The organism is Shewanella avicenniae (genome assembly GCF_017354945.1).
In the GTDB taxonomy this organism is placed as follows: domain Bacteria; phylum Pseudomonadota; class Gammaproteobacteria; order Enterobacterales; family Shewanellaceae; genus Shewanella; species Shewanella avicenniae.
This window is the reverse complement of the sequence record NZ_CP071503.1, coordinates 2,310,380-2,327,900: the sequence shown is the minus strand read 5'-3', so window position 1 is coordinate 2,327,900 and position 17,521 is coordinate 2,310,380. Positions and strand designations below refer to the sequence as shown.

The following is a 17,521-nucleotide window of genomic DNA, read 5'->3' as shown; positions in this document are numbered from 1 at the left end:
GCGTTGAATGATCTCCGAGTTTTACCAATCACTCGACCGTCAGGTACAAGCACTCTTCGAAGGCGAGCACGATCTCATTTGTGCCATGTCTAACTTCTCCGCACTACTAAATGATCAGTTGACCGATCTTAATTGGGTGGGTTTCTACCTGATGAAAGAGGGCCAATTGGTGCTCGGCCCCTTTCAAGGCAAAGTCGCCTGTAGCCGTATTGCCGTGGGTAAAGGCGTGTGTGGTACCGCTGTGGCAGAAGACAAAACCCAGCGCGTAGAAAATGTGCATGAATTTGACGGGCATATCGCCTGTGATGCGGCAAGTAACTCCGAAATCGTGGTGCCAGTACGCCAAGATGGCAAGGTAATTGCGGTACTCGATATTGATAGTCCAAAGTTCGCCCGTTTCGATGAAACGGATCAAATTGGGCTTGAAACCCTCGTTGCTAGTTTTGAAAAGTGTGTGTTTGCTTAAAAGGCGCACGATTTTCGGCGGATTGTAGTCGATTTCGTCATAATGCCGCTTATAATAGGCGGCTTTGGCAGATGGTGGCGTTTATCAATGTGGCAACTCGAGTTCAGAGTTGTTATGGTAAATTATGACACCGTCGGCAGCCGGATCATACGTATGAGAGCGCTGTCCTTACGGATAGTAGTAATTAATGACCCAGTCGCGTGCACTTAAAACAACCGTGCTGGCGTCCCTGCAATTTGTGGATTTATTATGGAATCAACAGAAAAGTTGACCGATACCAACGCCATCCTGGCTTATCTTTACGAGACGTTCCCGTTATGTTTTATTGCTGAAGGCGAAACTAAGCCTCTGAAAATTGGCCTGTTTCAAGACTTGGCTGAACGGTTAGCCGATGATTCCAAAGTCAGCAAAACTCAGTTACGTATTGCCATCCGCCGCTACACTAATAGCTGGCGCTATCTGAAATCGTTGAAAGAAGGCGTACAACGCGTTGATCTCGACGGTAACCCATGTGGTGCGCTTGAAGCTGAACATATTGAACATGCCCAACAGGCGTTGAAAGATAGCCAAGATAAAGCGAAAGCGCGTCGCCAAGAAACAGCTAAAGCTGCTGGCAAAACCGCTGAAGGCGAACAAAAGCCGCGTGATAACGCTAAGCGTAAGCCTCGTGCCAAAGCCGATTTCGCTAAAAAAGCCAGCTTTAAAAAGCCTGCGCCGAAGAAAGTTGAAGCACCAGTAGTGAATCTTGTGCAAGCTGAGTTGTCTCAACTGACATCAGGCCAAAAGGTCAATGTTAAGTTGGGTGCTACCCCGGTGCCGGGCGTAATCAGCGACATCAACAAAGAAGACATTCAAGTTCAACTTAACAGTGGGTTGACTGTGAAGGTAAAAGCAGAGCATATTCTGCTGTAACAAGGAAAAGTGATTTAGGAGTAACTTGCTGATGCAAAAGATTATTATAGCTGCGTCAATGGCCAGTATGTTGTTAGGTTCTCAGGCGTTTGCTATATCACCGACAATCCCGGTCAGTGAGTTACCAGAATTACACCAAGAACCTCAACATCAGGTCACCAGTAAGCGTGTTGCGGGACTTTTCACCCGCTCACACTATCACCGTATTGCCTTAGATGATGAGTTTTCTAAAGCTATCTTCGAACGCTTTTTAGAACAGTTGGACTACCGTAAAAATGTTCTGTTACAAAGCGACGTTGATCAGCTGACGGCAAAATACGCCACGCAATTTGATGACATGATCAAAAGTGGCGAGTTAGCCCCAGCCTATGACATGTTTCAACTGGTTCAGCAAAAAAGCTATGAACGCTTTGCTCATGCTTTGACCTTGCTTGATAGCGAGATGAAGTTTGATGTCGCAGGCGACAAATACGTATATGACCGCAAAGATGCGGCTTGGCCAAAAAACGAAGCCGAGTTGGATGAGTTGTGGCGCGAACGCGTTAAATACGACGCACTGAGTTTGAAACTGACCGGCAAAAGCTGGCCAGAAATCGTTGATGTACTGCAAAAGCGCTACAACAACGCTATCAAGCGCATGAAGCAAACTAACAGCGAAGATGTGTTCCAAGGCGTCATGAACGCGTTTGCTCGTAGCATTGAACCGCACACCAGCTATCTCTCTCCGCGTAACGCAGAACGTTTTGAAATGGACATGAACCTCAGCCTCGAGGGGATTGGTGCCGTGTTACAAATGGAAGACGACTACACCGTCATCAAAAGTTTGGTCGCCGGTGGCCCTGCTGCAACCAGCGGTAAACTTGAGCCAGACGATAAAATTGTCGGTGTGGGTCAAGACAATGGCGATGTGGTTGATGTGATCGGCTGGCGTTTAGACGACGTGGTGGATCTCATCAAAGGGCCAAAGGGCAGTAAAGTAACCCTGCAAGTCTTGCCGAAAAAAGGCGGCAATACCGCCAAAACCTTCTCCGTCACCGTAACTCGCGACAAAATCCGCCTTGAAGACCGCGCGGCGTCTTCCAAAGTGATTGAGCCAAAAACTGGCCCTTATGCCAATCGCAAAGTCGGCGTGATTGATGTGCCTGGGTTCTACATGAACCTGTCGAACGATGTTGCAAAAGAGATTGAAAAGCTTAAAGCGGACAACATCGAAGGTTTGGTCATTGATTTGCGTGGTAACGGCGGTGGCGCGTTAACGGAAGCAACTTTAATGACTGGCCTGTTTATCGATCAAGGCCCAGTGGTGCAGATCCGTGATGCCAGCGGTCGTATCAGCGAAAATCGCGATAACGACGGTAAGGTCTACTACGATGGTCCTTTGACCCTGTTAGTTGATCGCTACTCAGCATCAGCATCAGAAATTTTTGCTGCAGCACTGCAAGATTATGGCCGTGCGTTGATTGTGGGAGAATCCACATTTGGTAAAGGCACTGTGCAACAACATAAGAGCCTTGGTCGTATTTACGATATGTACGATAAGCCTATCGGCCACGTGCAATACACCATTGCTAAGTTCTATCGCATTAACGGTGGTAGTACTCAGCGTAAAGGTGTGACCCCAGACATTCTATTCCCAACAGCACTGGCTGCGGGTGAGTATGGTGAAGCGGAGCAAGATAATGCACTGCCGTGGGATCAAGTGCCGCCAGCAGAATATCTGCCGCTGAATGAAGTATCTAAAGCTGAAATTCAACAGCTTGATAGCGCGCATAAGCAACGCATCGCCAAGAATGTTGAATTTGATTATGTGCAGCAAGATATTAAAACCTTCCGTACTCGCCACGATGAAAAGAGTGTATCGCTGGTGGAAAGTGAACGTTTGAAAGAACGTGATGACGAAGATGCAACTGCGTTACTGCGCTTGAATGAACGCCGTGTGAAACATGGTCTCAAGCCACTCGCAACACTGGATGAAGAAGACGGGGTGAGCAAAGAAGAGCAAGAGATTGCCAAACCTGACGTGTTCTTAGATGAAGCCGCATTCATCACGCTCGATATGGTCGATTACGACAAAAATGCTAAACACAGTAGCTAAGGTTTAGCTCACGAAAAACGCGCTTAAGGCGCGTTTTTTATTCGGATTTACACTGCAAAGCCAGCAGTGATGTTAGTCAGTTTTTTCGGAGGCAGTGATATGTCAGAAAATCAGGTTTCGTCTACCGCCACAACTCAACCAACCGCAAAGCGTTTGGCTGATTATTTGCCACCAGATTATTTGGTGCCTGAATTGGCGTTGAGTTTTCGTCTGCAACCTGAAGCTACCCGCGTAACCGCTGTCAGCAAAATCACACGTAATGGCGAACACAGCCGCCCGCTGGTGTTGGATGGCGAGCAGCAAACAATTCAGCAAGTGCTGGTCAATGGAAACGATGTTGCATTTGAGCAAGCAGAAGGCAAGTTGGTTATCAACAATGTGCCCAGTGAATTTGAATTGACTGTGGTGACTGCGATTAGCCCGGCCGCTAACTCAAGTCTCGAAGGTTTATATATGTCCGATGGTGCCTATTGCACCCAATGTGAGGCGGAAGGTTTCCGTCGTATTACCTTCTTCCCCGATCGCCCTGACGTATTAACCTGCTATCAAGTCCGTATTGAAGCGCCCAAAGAATTTCCATTCCTGCTGAGTAATGGTAACAAAGTGGAAGAGGGCAGCTTGGCCGATGGTTGGCATTATGCCTGTTGGCAAGATCCGTTCCCAAAACCGTGTTACCTGTTTGCGCTGGTGGCGGGTGATTTTGATCTGCTTGAAGACAGTTTTACAACCAAGACCCAACGCGACGTTAAGCTGCAAGTCTTTGTCGATAAAGGCAACTTGAATAAAGCTCATCATGCGATGGCATCGCTTAAAAAAGCGATGGCGTGGGATGAAAGTCGCTTTGATTTGGAATACGACCTCGATATCTACATGATTGTTGCGGTTGATTTCTTCAACATGGGTGCGATGGAGAACAAAGGTCTTAACGTATTTAACACCAAATACGTGTTGGCGGATGAACAAACGGCGACCGATGATGATTTTCACGGTATTGAATCTGTGATTGGTCACGAATACTTTCATAACTGGACCGGTAACCGCGTCACCTGTCGTGATTGGTTCCAACTCAGTTTGAAAGAAGGGCTGACCGTTTTCCGTGACCAAGAATTTAGCTCAGATGTTGGCTCTCGAGCGGTGAATCGAATCCACGCCATTAAGGTGATGAAAAATCATCAGTTTGCTGAAGATGCAGGCCCAATGTCACACCCAATTCGTCCAGAAGAAGTTATTGAAATGAATAACTTCTACACAGTGACTGTGTACGACAAGGGCGCGGAAGTGATCCGCATGATGCATACCTTGCTGGGTGAGCAGGGCTTCCAAGCCGGCATGAAACTCTATTTTGAGCGTCACGATGGCCAAGCCGTAACTTGCGATGATTTCGTGCAAGCGATGCAAGATGCCAGCGGTAAAGATTTAACCCAATTCCGCCGTTGGTATAGCCAAGCGGGTACGCCAGAGCTAACCGTTAGTGATAGTTTTGATGCGGCTAAAGGTATCTATCGCCTTGATGTTAAACAGCTGACTCCGCAACGCGCCAATGAAGCCGCTAAATTGCCGGTGCATATTCCTTTCAGTGTTGAATTACTCGATACCGAAGGCAACAGCCTGGTAAACCAACTGTTAGAAGTGACCGAAGCAGAACAGAGTTTTGAGTTTTCCGTCGCCGGTGTGCCAGTGCCCTCATTGCTTCAAGATTTTTCCGCGCCTGTAAAACTGCATTATCAATATTCAACGGCGCAACTGTTGGTGTTGATGGGCTTTGCCAGCAGTGAAGTGGCGCGTTGGGAAGCCTCAGTCTCGCTGTTCAGCCAAGCCGTTTGGCAAAACGTGGTACGTTTGCAGCAGCATCAGCCCATGAGTTTGGATTCGAGCGTCATCGACGCATTCCGTGCTGTACTGCTGCATGAAAGCCAAGACCATGCATTGTCAGCTGAAATGCTCAAGTTTCCAACGGCCAATTCGCTGATTGAACAGTTGGATAGTGTTGATTTGGATGCCCTGTTCAGCGCCCGTGATTTTGTGATGGATACCATCGCTGACGGTTGTGAAGATGAGCTATTGGCGCGTTATCGTGACCTCACAAGCCAAGATAATCCCGCCAGCCGTAGCTTTAAAAATGCCATTTTGCTGCTGTTAGCCCGTAGTGCCGATGGTAATGAAGCGCTGATCCAAGCCCAGTTTGATAGTGCAGTCGGTATGACTGACTCATTAGCTGCACTTTCAGCGGCAGTGGCGGGTGACGCCAGTTGTCGCGATGAATTGCTGCAGCAGTTCGGCACGCAGTGGCAAGATACACCATTGGTGATGGATAAATGGTTTATGTTACAAGCGTCAGTGAGTGATGATGATGTGATTAATCGTCTTACCGCGTTGCAACAACATCCTGCATTTAGCTTTAACAATCCAAACCGCGTGCGTTCATTGCTGGGGGCGTTTGCCAGTGTGAATTTACCGCAGTTCCATCGTGCCGATGGTAGCGGCTATCAATTCCTCACCGATGTGATTAAAAAGCTCAACAGCCTGAACCCTCAGGTTGCGGCGCGAATTATGACACCGCTGATCCAGTTCGGTAAGTTTGATGCACAACGTCAAGCGCTGATTAAAGGTTGCCTGCAGCAACTGATTGATCTGCCAGAGTTGTCACGTGATGTGTATGAAAAGGCCAGCAAGGCGTTGGCGGTATAATGCGTGAGTTTGTATTTCGGCTTGATCTGAGTTTTGATGGGTTCAAGCCTTATTACCAAGGTACCGCTGAAAATGTGCAGGTGACCGATGTTAATGGCGTGGTGTTACGCATTCATGGGCGTCACTTTCGCCAATACCTCACTGCTGAAGGGATTCATGGGCTGTTTCGGTTGGTGATTGAAGACAACGGCCACTTCAAATCGCTGCAGCTGTTGTAAACGCAATATATGTCAAAGCCATTCAATGTTGAGTGGCTTTTTTCATGGCGTCATTTTGTTTGTAATTGTTTGACCGTATAAAATTCAACCAAATTTCATCTTTATGCATCGCAGTGCCACTTAACTTGCAGTACCACTGCTTATTTATTCAGCGCTCACTAATTTATTGTTTGTTGTTTTTTTAAACTGTTCAGTTTACGGTTCATCTAGAGTAAAAAATTCTTTACTGCAATTGGATAACATCTTTATTTCAAACTAAAATTTTCCTCGAAATGCAAATTTATTGGTACTAAACTTCGCGCCATGGCCTTGGGCTCATCCTTTTTGTGTTTCAAGGTCATCGAATAAACCCTTAATTATAAAGCGTTTCGACAGACGCTTAAGGAAACATCATTATGGCTTTGAACAGCTCAACGCCCTCCGTGTTGCTGGAAAATGTTGTTAGCCTCATCCATAACAAAATCGCGCCAGAACATGCGACGCAAGTTGAACAATTTGCCGCATGTTTATACTCGCAAATGTCCAGGGATGATCTTCTTGCTCGCAATGACAGCGACCTTTACGGCGCCATTCTCAGTCTTTGGAATGCGCTGGATAGTACCGCCATCGGCCAAACTCACATGCGGGTGTTCAACCCAAGTCAATCTAAGCATGGCTGGCAATCAACCCACACCATTATTGAAGTTGTGCAACCGGATATGCCGTTTTTGGTCGATTCGCTCAGCATGGCATTAAGTCGGTTAGGGGTCACTGCCCACATGATGCTGCATACGCCACTGGCTATTGACCGCAACGGTGATCGTATTGAACGCGTTGCCACCATGAAAAGCGCCAATGACCAAAGCGACAAAATTGCGGTATTTTTGATTGAGATTGACCGCTTAAGTAGTGACGACGATATAACTCAGATTGAAAAAGAGCTCGAAACTACCCTCGCAGATGTCGCAGCCGCAGTAAATGATTGGCTGCCGATGATGGACAAAATGGCGAGTATCGCTAAAGACCTTCCTAACCAACCTTTCCCTGGCGCCAAACAAGAGATGGACGAAGCGATAAGCTTTATCGAATATCTCAGCGACCATCATTTCACCCTGTTGGGCTATCGTTTTTATGAATTGCGCCGTGTTGAGGGTGACGTTGAGTTAGTGCCTGACATGGAAAGCAGCTTGGGCTTGATGAAAAAGCCAAGCAAAGATAAGCATGAACATGGTTTGCGCTTATCCAGTTTCTCTGATTCCGCCCGTCGCCAAGCGTTAGACAGCAAATTGTTAGTGCTGACCAAGAGCAGCTCTCGCAGTCGTGTGCATCGCCCCGCTTATGTTGATTACGTGGGTATCAAGCGTTTTGACGACAAAGGCAACGTGATTGGTGAAGATCGTTTCGTCGGCTTGTACACCTCAAACCTGTATAACCGCAGCCCCCGCGCGATCCCAATGCTCGCTGAAAAAGTTCAACGTGTGATGGACATGTCTGAGCTGACCCCACGTTCTCATGATTTCAAAACCTTGCTGAATATTCTTGAGAACTTGCCGCGTGATGAGATCATTCAAGCGTCAGTAGAAGAGCTGTACCAAATGGCGCACGGCGTGTTGCAGATGCAAGATCGTGACAAGCTGAAGCTATTTGTACGCAAAGACGGCTATGGCCGCTTTATTTCTTGTTTGGTGTATGTTTCTAAAGACCGCTATAACACCCGCTTACGTCAAGATTCACAACGTATTCTGGCGCAAAGTTTTAACGCGACTGAAGAAGTGGAATTTACCACCTATTTTTCTGAATCTTCACTCTGTCGTACCCATTACCGGGTCAAGGTAGACAACAACAATAATATGGACGTCGATGTGGCACAGATTGAACAAAATTTGATTGAAGCAGCACGCTCGTGGAACGACAAACTCTCCGCCGCCCTGCACAGTGCAGCAGGTGAAGAGGAAGCCACCACCTATTTCAAACGTTATGCAACGGCGTTCCCACAAAGCTATAAAGATGACGTATTGCCGCCATCGGCCGTGGTCGATATTCAACAACTTGAAGCACTGAACGACAATCATCGTTTGGGCATGTTGTTCTATCAACCACAAGAATCTGCTAAAGGCAGCAACCAAGTTCGCTTGAAGTTGTTCCACAAAGATGAGCCGATCCATCTGTCAGATGTGTTGCCAATGTTGGAAAACTTTGGCCTGCGGGTGATTAACGAACGTCCTTATGAAGTGATTACCTCAGACGGCGCAACCTACTGGATTTTGGACTTCTTAATGACAGTGCAACATGCAGTGTCAGATGAGATTGTCGATAGCCAAGACCGCTTCCAAACCGCGCTGTCAATGGTGTGGGATAAGAAGCTCGAAGATGACGGCTTTAACCGCCTCGTGTTGGCCACTAACCTGACCGGTCGTGAAGTGTCAGTACTGCGTGCTTACGCTAAGTACATGCGCCAGATTGACGCGACTTTCAGCCAAGCCTATATCGAAGAAACCTTCGCGCGTTATCCGCAAATCGCCGATACGCTAGTGAAGATGTTCGTGCGTAAGTTCAATCCTAAGTTGAAAACTCGCACGGTGGCAAAGTTTGTTGAACAGATCACCATGCGCCTAGAAGACGTGGCGAGCTTGGATGATGACCGTATCATTCGCCGCTATTTGGATCTGATTAACGCCACACTGCGGACTAACTTCTATCAGAACGATGCGGCTGGCGAAGCGAAGAGCTATGTATCCTTCAAGTTCGCACCTGACCAAATTCCAGAGATGCCAAAACCGCTGCCGAAGTACGAAATCTTCGTTTACAGCCCACGAGTTGAAGGTGTGCATCTGCGTGGTGGTCGTGTGGCTCGCGGTGGTTTGCGTTGGTCAGATCGTCGTGAAGACTTCCGTACCGAAGTGCTTGGGTTGGTAAAAGCACAGCAAGTGAAGAACACAGTTATTGTGCCGGTGGGCGCAAAAGGTGGCTTTGTTTGTAAACAGATGCCGAAGCAGGGCAGCCGTGAAGCGGTATTCCAAGAAGGACAAGAATGTTATCGCTTGTTTATTCGAGGACTGCTGGATATCACCGACAATATTGTCAATAAAGAGATCGTGCCACCGGTTGATGTCGTACGTCACGATGAAGATGATCCTTATCTGGTGGTGGCCGCAGACAAAGGTACTGCAACCTTCTCTGACTTGGCCAACAGCATTGCCATTGAATATGGTTTCTGGTTAGGCGATGCGTTTGCTTCTGGCGGTTCTAACGGTTACGACCATAAGAAAATGGGTATCACTGCCCGTGGTGCATGGGAATCAGTGAAACGTCACTTCCGCGAAGTGGGTATCGACTGTCAAACCACCGAATTTACCTGTGTGGGTATCGGTGATATGGCTGGTGACGTGTTTGGTAACGGAATGCTGCTGTCTGAGCACACCCTGTTGCAAGCGGCTTTCAACCACATGCACATCTTTATCGACCCAACGCCGGATGCCGCCGCAAGTTTTGCTGAACGTCAACGCATGTTTGAACTGCCGCGCTCTAGTTGGGAAGACTACAACAAGAAGTTGATCTCCAAAGGCGGTGGTATCTTCTTGCGTAGTGCTAAGTCCATCACCTTGACTCCTGAAATCAAGAAGATGATTGGCACCAGCAAAGCGTCAATGAACCCTACAGAGTTGATCCACGAACTGCTGAAAATGCCTGTCGATCTGTTGTGGAACGGTGGTATCGGTACTTACGTTAAGTCTAGCCATGAAACCAACGCAGAAGTGGGCGACCGTGCCAACGATGCGCTGCGGGTAAACGGCAATCAGTTGAATGCCAAAATCATCGGTGAAGGTGGTAACTTAGGCTGTACTCAACTAGGTCGTATCGAATATTGCGCCAACGGTGGCCGCATGAACACCGACTTCGTTGATAACGTGGGTGGTGTGGACTGCTCAGACAATGAAGTTAACATCAAGATTTTGCTGAATAGCCTCGTGGCTGAAGGCGAAATGACGGTGAAACAGCGTAACAAACTGCTGGAAGAGATGACCCACGAAGTGGCCGACATCGTGATCCAAGATTGTAAGGATCAAACTCGTACCATTTCGGTAACACAAGCCCATGCTGCCGGTCAGCTCAAAGAGCATATCCGCTTTATCCAATATTTGGAGAAAGAGGGCAAACTCGACCGCGCGCTGGAATTCTTGCCATCTGACGACGAGTTGAACGAACGTCTGGCGAGTAATCGTGGCTTGACTCGCCCTGAGCTGTCGGTGTTGGTGGCATACGCCAAGATGGTGTTGAAAGAACAGTTGGTAACCCCAACCGTGACCGACGATCCTTGGCTGAGCCAGTTACTGGTGGATTACTTCCCACAAAAACTGCAACAACGCTTTGCCGACAAGATGTCAGCGCACCCACTGCGTGGTGAAATTATTGCCACCTCGCTGGCGAACCAGATTGTTAACGAGGCCGGACTTAACTTCATCCAACGTATGCAGGATGAGACTGGTGCCTCAGTTGCAGAAGCCGCTGTATGTTACTCTATGGCAAGAGAAATATTTGGGTTTGGTGATATAACCTCTGCCATTTCTCGCTTGGGTAGTGATGTACCTGCCGTGGTACAGAGTGAAATGTTGCATCAGCTGCGTCGTAATATGCGCCGCGTCTGCCGTTGGTTGCTGCGTAATCGCAATCGTGTACTGAACATTGAAGAAACTGCAAACTTCTACAAACCAGTATTCGAAAACCTGCGTGACAATATTCACCATTACTTAGTTGAAGAAGAATGGCATGGCATCGCTGTTGATATTAGCGCGCTGGAGCGTGAAGGTGTGCCACGTGACTTGGCTGGTTTAGTAGCCAAAATGAGCACACTGTTCTGTAGCTTGGATATCGCGCAAATCGCAGAAGTAGAGCAAAAACCAGTAAATTTGGTAGCCGAAACTTATTACCAACTCGGCGCCAAAGTGGAATTGCATTGGTTCCTAGAACAGATTACTGCTCAAAAAGCATCGAACCATTGGCAAGCCTTGGCACGCGCTGCATTCCGCGAAGAGCTAGATTGGCAGCAACGTTCTCTGACCTCAGTGGTACTGCACAATTGTGAGGCAGTGTGTGACTCCGCAGCAGTCATCACGCAATGGCTAGAGAACAACCAAAGCTTGTTAGAGCGTTGGTTCAGTATGCTGGCGGACTTTAAAACTTCTGGTGAAAATGAATTCGCCAAGTTCTCGGTCGCGCTAAGAGAGTTAAATCTGCTCATTTTGCACTGTGAAGGGCAAGGATAAATATTATAAAATTTCAAGCCCTGGCATCTCGCCGGGGCTTTTTTTAGGTCTTAGGAGAACTCATGTTTTACGAACTCGCACAAAAGGTCATGTTTCAGATGGACCCGGAGCTTGCGCACAACCTCGCCATGAAGGGGTTACGAGCGACAGGCAACAATCCACTAAACTGCTTTTATGGTCAAAAAATTCCGCCGGCACCGGTGACATTTATGGGCGTAACATTCCCTAATCCGGTAGGGCTTGCAGCTGGAATGGATAAAGACGGCGAGTGTATTGATGCGTTTTGCGCAATGGGTTTTGGCCATGTTGAAGTGGGTACAGTGACCCCACGTCCACAGCCAGGAAACGACAAGCCACGTCTGTTCCGTATTAAGCCTGCCAAAGCGATTATTAATCGCATGGGCTTTAATAATAAGGGCGTTGATAATCTGGTTAAAAACCTGATTGCGAAAAAATCAAACGCAGTGGTCGGTGTTAATATCGGTAAGAATAAAGACACCCCAGTTGAACAAGGTAAAGAAGATTATTTAATCTGTATGGATAAAGTTTATCCATATGCAGATTATATTGCGGTGAATATTTCATCACCTAACACACCAGGATTGCGCAGCATGCAGTACGGTGAGTTGCTTGAAGATTTATTGCGCAGCTTAAAAATTCGTCAAAAAGAATTGGCGGAAAAATATAATAAATATGTTCCAGTCGCACTAAAAATTGCTCCAGACTTAACTGAAGAAGAAATTGAAAAAATTGCCGATGCGCTGATTCAAAATGAATTTGATGGTGTTATCGCAACCAATACCACCTTGACTCGTGACGGTGTGAGTGGCCTTGCCAACTCAAATGAAACTGGCGGTCTAAGCGGTAAGCCACTGCAAGAGCTGTCGACCAAAGTGATTAAACATTTAGCCAAGTGCCTTAAAGGCCAAGTGCCAATTCTGGGTGGTGGCGGTATCAACAGCGCAGAAGATGCGTTAGCTAAACTCGATGCTGGTGCGCAGATGGTACAAATTTATTCTGGCTTTATTTACCAAGGGCCAAAATTAATTAAAGAGATTGTTGACGCTTATCGATCTAAAAGATAGATCCGATCGAAAATCACGAATATGATCTAAAAAGGATCGCGCAAGCGATCTTTTTTTGATCTTGTCGATCATCAATTTGATTTTTGTTTTAATATAAAATTGTTGTAATCTTGTTCAAATAATAGTATTTAATTTTTGCTGTTGTGTGAATTATAAGCTAATCTGCATTCGTATTAATTAATAAGGCCACACGGATACGCTATGTTATTAATGCCTGATCAATTTTGGCAATGGAAATATAACGCCTCGTACGAAGTGCTCAGTATTTCTCTTGGTCAAGAAATGGAGTTCTTAACTCCCTACAAAAATAAGGTGTTGATCCCTGATGCGCTTGGTTCATCTGAATTTGATGTTGAGCACGCCGAGTATTACGAGGAAATCGTAAAGCGGCTCACCAGCCGCGTGTCATTAGCTGATGCCTTTTTAGTGCAATTGGCGCTAAACGCTACGGCGGCGCGCTTTATGTTGAAACCGCAGATGCCTAAGTCTTGGTTCTTTGAATCGAGCGATGTGTGCGTTTACAGCGAGCCAGGCAAACTATTCGATTTGCGCTGCAACGGTGATCGCGCTTTAGTGATGGTGGTTGAGACGAGCCTGCAAGCCTCATTGGTGATGCTGTTAGATGAAAGCTGTACGCTGAGCGATAGTAAAACCCTGAAGCGCTTTGAAACCATCAAAGTGATGCACGATAGACTGCATCCGCTGCGGGCACAGCAGCAGATTGTGGCGGCTTAATCGCTCTTTGAGCTCAGCGTTTGGCATTTTGCTAAAACATGCTCATGGCTAACAAGCGCAGGCCGAAATACAAAAGGCGATCAGATGATCGCCTTTATTGATCTCGCTAGTTGAGCGCGGAAACGATCACTTTTGCTTATTTGGCATTGCGGTGGCGCTTGGCCAGATTGGCGTGAATCTTCGCTAAATCCATCTCTTGGTCTTCCAGCAGCACCAGCAAGTGATAAATCAGATCTGATGCTTCATTCACCAACTCTTCTTTATCGTGGGTTGCTGCCGCCAAGGCGGTTTCTAAGCCTTCTTCACCCACTTTTTGCGAAATACGCTTAGTGCCACGGGCAAACAGCGATGCCGTGTAGCTGCTGCTTGGATCCGCGTTTTTACGGCCGTGGATTAAGGTTTCCAATTCATGAATGAACGGATGCACTTCTTCGCCATCCCAGCAGCTTTCAGTGCCGTTGTGACAGGTCGGGCCGACAGGTACGGCTTGCACTAGCAGCGAGTCTTTATCGCAGTCCATTGCCACCGATACCAGTTGCAGATGGTTGCCAGAGCTTTCCCCCTTGGTCCACAAGCGTTGTTTGCTGCGGCTAAAGAAGGTCACCAACTGCTTATCAAAGCTCGCTTGCAGTGCTTCTGGGTTCATATACCCCAGCATCAACACCTTGGCTGAGTAGTAGTTTTGCACCACAACCGGTACTAAACCGTCCTGCTTTTGCCAATCAATGCCCCTCAGCAAGGCTTGTTGCTGCTCAGTGGTCATTGCGAAAAGAGTCTCGTTTTGCATATCAAATCCTGTTGTTAAGCGATGCGTTGATGGCGATCATCAGCGCGAATGCAGATCTGCTGCTCACGCAGGTACTGCTTTAATTCTGGAATAGGAATAATCCCTTTGTGAAACACGCTCGCGGCTAAGGCAGCATCTACCTTGGCTTGAATAAATACGTCGCGGAAATGCTCCATAGCGCCAGCACCGCCGGAGGCGATCAACGGCACGTCGCACACTGAACGTACTTTGCCGAGTTGCACTAAGTCGTAGCCTTGGCGCACACCGTCAGAGTTCATTACGTTCAGCACGATTTCGCCACAGCCTTGTTTTTGCGCTTCTTCCACCCAATCTAGGGTGTACCATTGAGTGTCGCGAGTGGCCGCTTCATCACCGGTAAATTGCTTTACCTTGTAGCTGTCGCTGTCCGCATCGTAAAACGAGTCGATACCCACCACCACACATTGACGGCCAAATTCATCGTGCAAACGACGGATTAAACTTGGGTCCGACAGTGCAGGGGAGTTCACCGAAATCTTATCAGCGCCAAAGGCCAAAATTTCGCGCGCTTGCTCAATGGTTTTAATGCCACCGGCAACACAGAACGGAATATCAATCTGCTCGGCAACACGGCTGACCCAAGACTTATCGACCACGCGCTCATGGGCGCTGGCAGTGATATCGTAAAATACTAACTCATCCGCGCCTTCTTCGGCGTAACGTTGTGCCAGCGGCACAATATCACCGACAATTTCATGATTGCGAAACTGGACGCCTTTAACAACTTTGCCTGCTTTTACGTCGAGGCAAGGGACTATGCGTTTGGCCAGCATTCGATTGCCTCCTTCACGCTGAATTGGTTGGTTAACAATGCTTTGCCAATAATGATGCCACTGGCGCCGCTGTCGCGCACTGCGGCGACATCGTCCAAGGTGGCTATACCGCCCGATGCTTGCCATAGAATTTCTGGGAAGGCTTGCGCCAGCTCCTGATAGAGTGAATTATTGGCGCCAGTCATAGTGCCGTCGCGGCTTATGTCTGTCACCAAGGCGTGTTTGAGTCCCACGGGGGCAAACTCAGCCACCAGTGATTCCAGCGTTTTACCGCCGCCACTTTGCCAACCGTGAACCGCGACAATCTTCTCGCCTTCTTCATTGATGTTCACATCAAGCGCTAGGCAGATGGCTTCTGCGCCGAAACGCACAAACCAGCTTTTTACCAGTTCGGGTTCACGCACCGCCAACGAGCCAATCACCACCCGTGATACGCCGCAAGCCAATAATTCTTCTACTTGCTCGACCGAGCGAATACCACCGCCGACTTGCAGTGGGGTATTTAATCCCGCAGCTAACTCAGCGATGAGTTTGGTTTGGCGTTGTGCTGGGTCTTTTGCGCCGGTTAAATCTACCAAATGCAGCTGTTTCGCGCCTTGCGCTTCATAAGATTGCAACTGGCCTAACGGGCTTAAATCAAAAGTGGTTTGTTGACCGTAGTCGCCTTGATAAAGGCGTACCACTTGGCCGTCAATCAGATCGATTGCGGGAATAATCATGCGGCGCCTCCGGTGGAAGTTGTTTGCTTGTCGGCAGCGAGTGATGCGTTGTAGGCGGCTAACGATGCGGTATCGATCTTAAGGAAGTTTGCGAGAATTTTTGCGCCCACCGCGGCACTCTTTTCTGGGTGGAATTGCACCCCCATAAAGTTGCCATCGGCAATTGCGGCACTAAAAGTTTCACCATATTCGCTGGTCGCAATGCTGTAATCACTCACTGGAGCGCAGAACGAATGCACAAAGTAAACAAAATCACCGGCATCAATGCCTGCAAACAGCGGATGTGGTTGGCCATTTTTCAGTACCGGTTTGAGTTGATTCCAGCCCATGTGCGGAGTAGGCAGGCCTTGTGTATCCAATGCACGTACTTCAGACGGGATTAAACCCAAACAAGGCGTGTCTTCAGCAACAGCGCCTTGCTCTGTCGACTTTTCGGTCATCAACTGCATGCCCAAACAAACGCCAAGCACCGGTTGTGTTAGGCCTTGTACTAGCGTGATTAAGTTCTTTTGCTTGAGTGAACTCATCGCGGCAGGTGCGCTACCCACGCCCGGCAAGACTAACCGTGTTGCAGCGTTAATGGCATCAGCATCGTCCGTCACCAACACATCGGCGCCTAATCGCTCAAAGGCAAAACGCACTGAGCTTAAGTTGGCACAGCCAGTATCGATAATTACCGTTTCAGCCGTCATTACAGCACTCCTTTACTTGATGGCAGCGCGTCACCTTCCACTTTGATGGCTTGGCGCAGAGCGCGGCCTAAGGCTTTAAACAAGGCTTCCACTTTGTGGTGTTCGTTTGCGCCGGTGCAGCCAATGTGCAGCGTGCAGCGCAGGCCATCGGCAAATGAACGGAAGAAGTGCGGCACCATCTCAGTGGCCATGCCGCCGACTGCATCGCGCTCGAACTCACCAGAGAATTTAATAAATGGCCGACCGGATAAGTCCAGCAAACACTCGCCGCTGGCTTCATCCATCGGTAAGCTAAACCCAAAACGGCCAATACCGCGTTTATCACCCAAGGCTTGGCGCAATGCATCGCCCAAGGCTAAGCCGGTGTCTTCCACGCTGTGGTGATCATCAATGTGCAGATCGCCTTTGACTTGTACGCTCAGAGTAAAGTTACCGTGGGTGGCGATTTGATCCAGCATGTGGTCAAAGAAGCCGATGCCAGTATCAATCTTGTTGCCGCCAGCGTTATCCAAATCAACACTGACGCGAATATCGGTTTCTTTGGTGGTACGCACCACTTCGGCTTGGCGTCCACGGCTCAGCAGCTGTTTGCAGATCTGATCCCAGCCTAAGCTTTCACGGTCGTATTGGAAACTCTTCAAGCCCATAGCATCGGCTAGTTGCACGTCGGTAATGCGATCGCCAATCACGGCTGAGGTAGTGAAATCCACTTTACCAGCGGTCAAATAATCTTTAACCAAGCCCAGTTTTGGCTTGCGGCAACTGCAGTTGTCACCGGGAAAGTGTGGGCAAATCAACACATCATCAAACTTAACGCCTTGGCTTTCAAAAATCTGCATCATCAGATTATGCGGCGCATCAAAATCAGCTTGTGGGAACGAATCTGTGCCTAAACCGTCTTGGTTGGATACCATTACTAAGCGATAACCGGCGGCCATCAATTTCAGCAGGGCTGGAATGGCTTGTGGCTCAAAGGCCAGCTTGTCGAGGCGGTCTAACTGTTTGTCGACCGGTGGCTCTTCTACCAAAGTGCCGTCACGGTCGATAAATAGAATTTTCTGACTCATAG

At 48.1% G+C, this 17,521-nt stretch carries 13 protein-coding genes; 8 read left to right on the top strand and 5 right to left on the bottom strand.

The annotated features are described in order from the left end of the window. Positions 1–7: 7 nt before the first annotated feature. The 8 genes from JYB87_RS10250 (at position 8) to JYB87_RS10215 (ending at position 13,442) form a co-directional block, all read left to right on the top strand. Positions 8–466, top strand: a complete 459-nt coding sequence (locus JYB87_RS10250; protein ID WP_207353409.1) for a GAF domain-containing protein — start codon at positions 8–10, stop codon at positions 464–466. Positions 467–715: 249 nt separating this feature from the next. Continuing rightward, entirely contained in the window at positions 716–1,378 is a 663-nt protein-coding gene (proQ, locus tag JYB87_RS10245; protein WP_207353408.1) for an RNA chaperone ProQ, read from the top strand. A gap of 31 nt (positions 1,379–1,409) precedes the next feature. Further along, positions 1,410–3,473: a carboxy terminal-processing peptidase gene (gene prc, locus JYB87_RS10240; RefSeq protein WP_207353407.1), complete on the top strand. Its 2,064-nt coding sequence runs from the start codon at positions 1,410–1,412 to the stop codon at positions 3,471–3,473. Between the two features lie 99 nt (positions 3,474–3,572). Beyond that, complete coding sequence (gene pepN, locus JYB87_RS10235) at positions 3,573–6,161, top strand: aminopeptidase N (RefSeq protein WP_207353406.1); 2,589 nt, start codon at positions 3,573–3,575, stop codon at positions 6,159–6,161. Continuing rightward, positions 6,161–6,379: a DUF2835 family protein gene (locus JYB87_RS10230; RefSeq protein WP_207353405.1), complete on the top strand. Its 219-nt coding sequence runs from the start codon at positions 6,161–6,163 to the stop codon at positions 6,377–6,379. The genes pepN and JYB87_RS10230 overlap by 1 nt, the downstream gene beginning before the upstream one ends. A gap of 395 nt (positions 6,380–6,774) precedes the next feature. After that, entirely contained in the window at positions 6,775–11,622 is a 4,848-nt protein-coding gene (locus JYB87_RS10225; protein ID WP_207353404.1) for an NAD-glutamate dehydrogenase, read from the top strand. A gap of 62 nt (positions 11,623–11,684) precedes the next feature. Continuing rightward, a complete protein-coding gene (gene pyrD / locus JYB87_RS10220; RefSeq protein WP_207353403.1) occupies positions 11,685–12,707 on the top strand; it encodes a quinone-dependent dihydroorotate dehydrogenase in 1,023 nt (340 codons plus the stop codon). A 201-nt stretch (positions 12,708–12,908) separates the two neighbouring features. Beyond that, positions 12,909–13,442 (top strand): cell division protein ZapC, encoded by a 534-nt coding sequence (locus JYB87_RS10215; protein ID WP_207353402.1) that lies wholly within the window; start codon positions 12,909–12,911, stop codon positions 13,440–13,442. A 136-nt stretch (positions 13,443–13,578) separates the two neighbouring features. Here JYB87_RS10215 and hisIE read toward each other — a convergent pair whose 3' ends face one another. From hisIE to hisB, 5 genes are read right to left on the bottom strand one after another with little or no spacing between them, the layout of a single operon-like run. Beyond that, positions 13,579–14,229, bottom strand: a complete 651-nt coding sequence (gene hisIE, locus JYB87_RS10210) for a bifunctional phosphoribosyl-AMP cyclohydrolase/phosphoribosyl-ATP diphosphatase HisIE (protein ID WP_407695813.1) — start codon at positions 14,227–14,229, stop codon at positions 13,579–13,581. A gap of 14 nt (positions 14,230–14,243) precedes the next feature. Then, on the bottom strand, positions 14,244–15,041 hold the full coding sequence (gene hisF, locus JYB87_RS10205) for an imidazole glycerol phosphate synthase subunit HisF (protein WP_207353401.1): 798 nt from the start codon (positions 15,039–15,041) through the stop codon (positions 14,244–14,246). Beyond that, a complete protein-coding gene (hisA, locus tag JYB87_RS10200; RefSeq protein ID WP_207353400.1) occupies positions 15,023–15,760 on the bottom strand; it encodes a 1-(5-phosphoribosyl)-5-[(5-phosphoribosylamino)methylideneamino]imidazole-4-carboxamide isomerase in 738 nt (245 codons plus the stop codon). The genes hisF and hisA overlap by 19 nt, the downstream gene beginning before the upstream one ends. Beyond that, positions 15,757–16,452 (bottom strand): imidazole glycerol phosphate synthase subunit HisH, encoded by a 696-nt coding sequence (gene hisH, locus JYB87_RS10195; protein WP_207353399.1) that lies wholly within the window; start codon positions 16,450–16,452, stop codon positions 15,757–15,759. Before hisH ends, hisA begins: the two co-directional genes overlap by 4 nt. Continuing rightward, on the bottom strand, positions 16,452–17,519 hold the full coding sequence (gene hisB, locus JYB87_RS10190; protein WP_207353398.1) for a bifunctional histidinol-phosphatase/imidazoleglycerol-phosphate dehydratase HisB: 1,068 nt from the start codon (positions 17,517–17,519) through the stop codon (positions 16,452–16,454). Before hisB ends, hisH begins: the two co-directional genes overlap by 1 nt. Positions 17,520–17,521 lie beyond the last annotated feature (2 nt).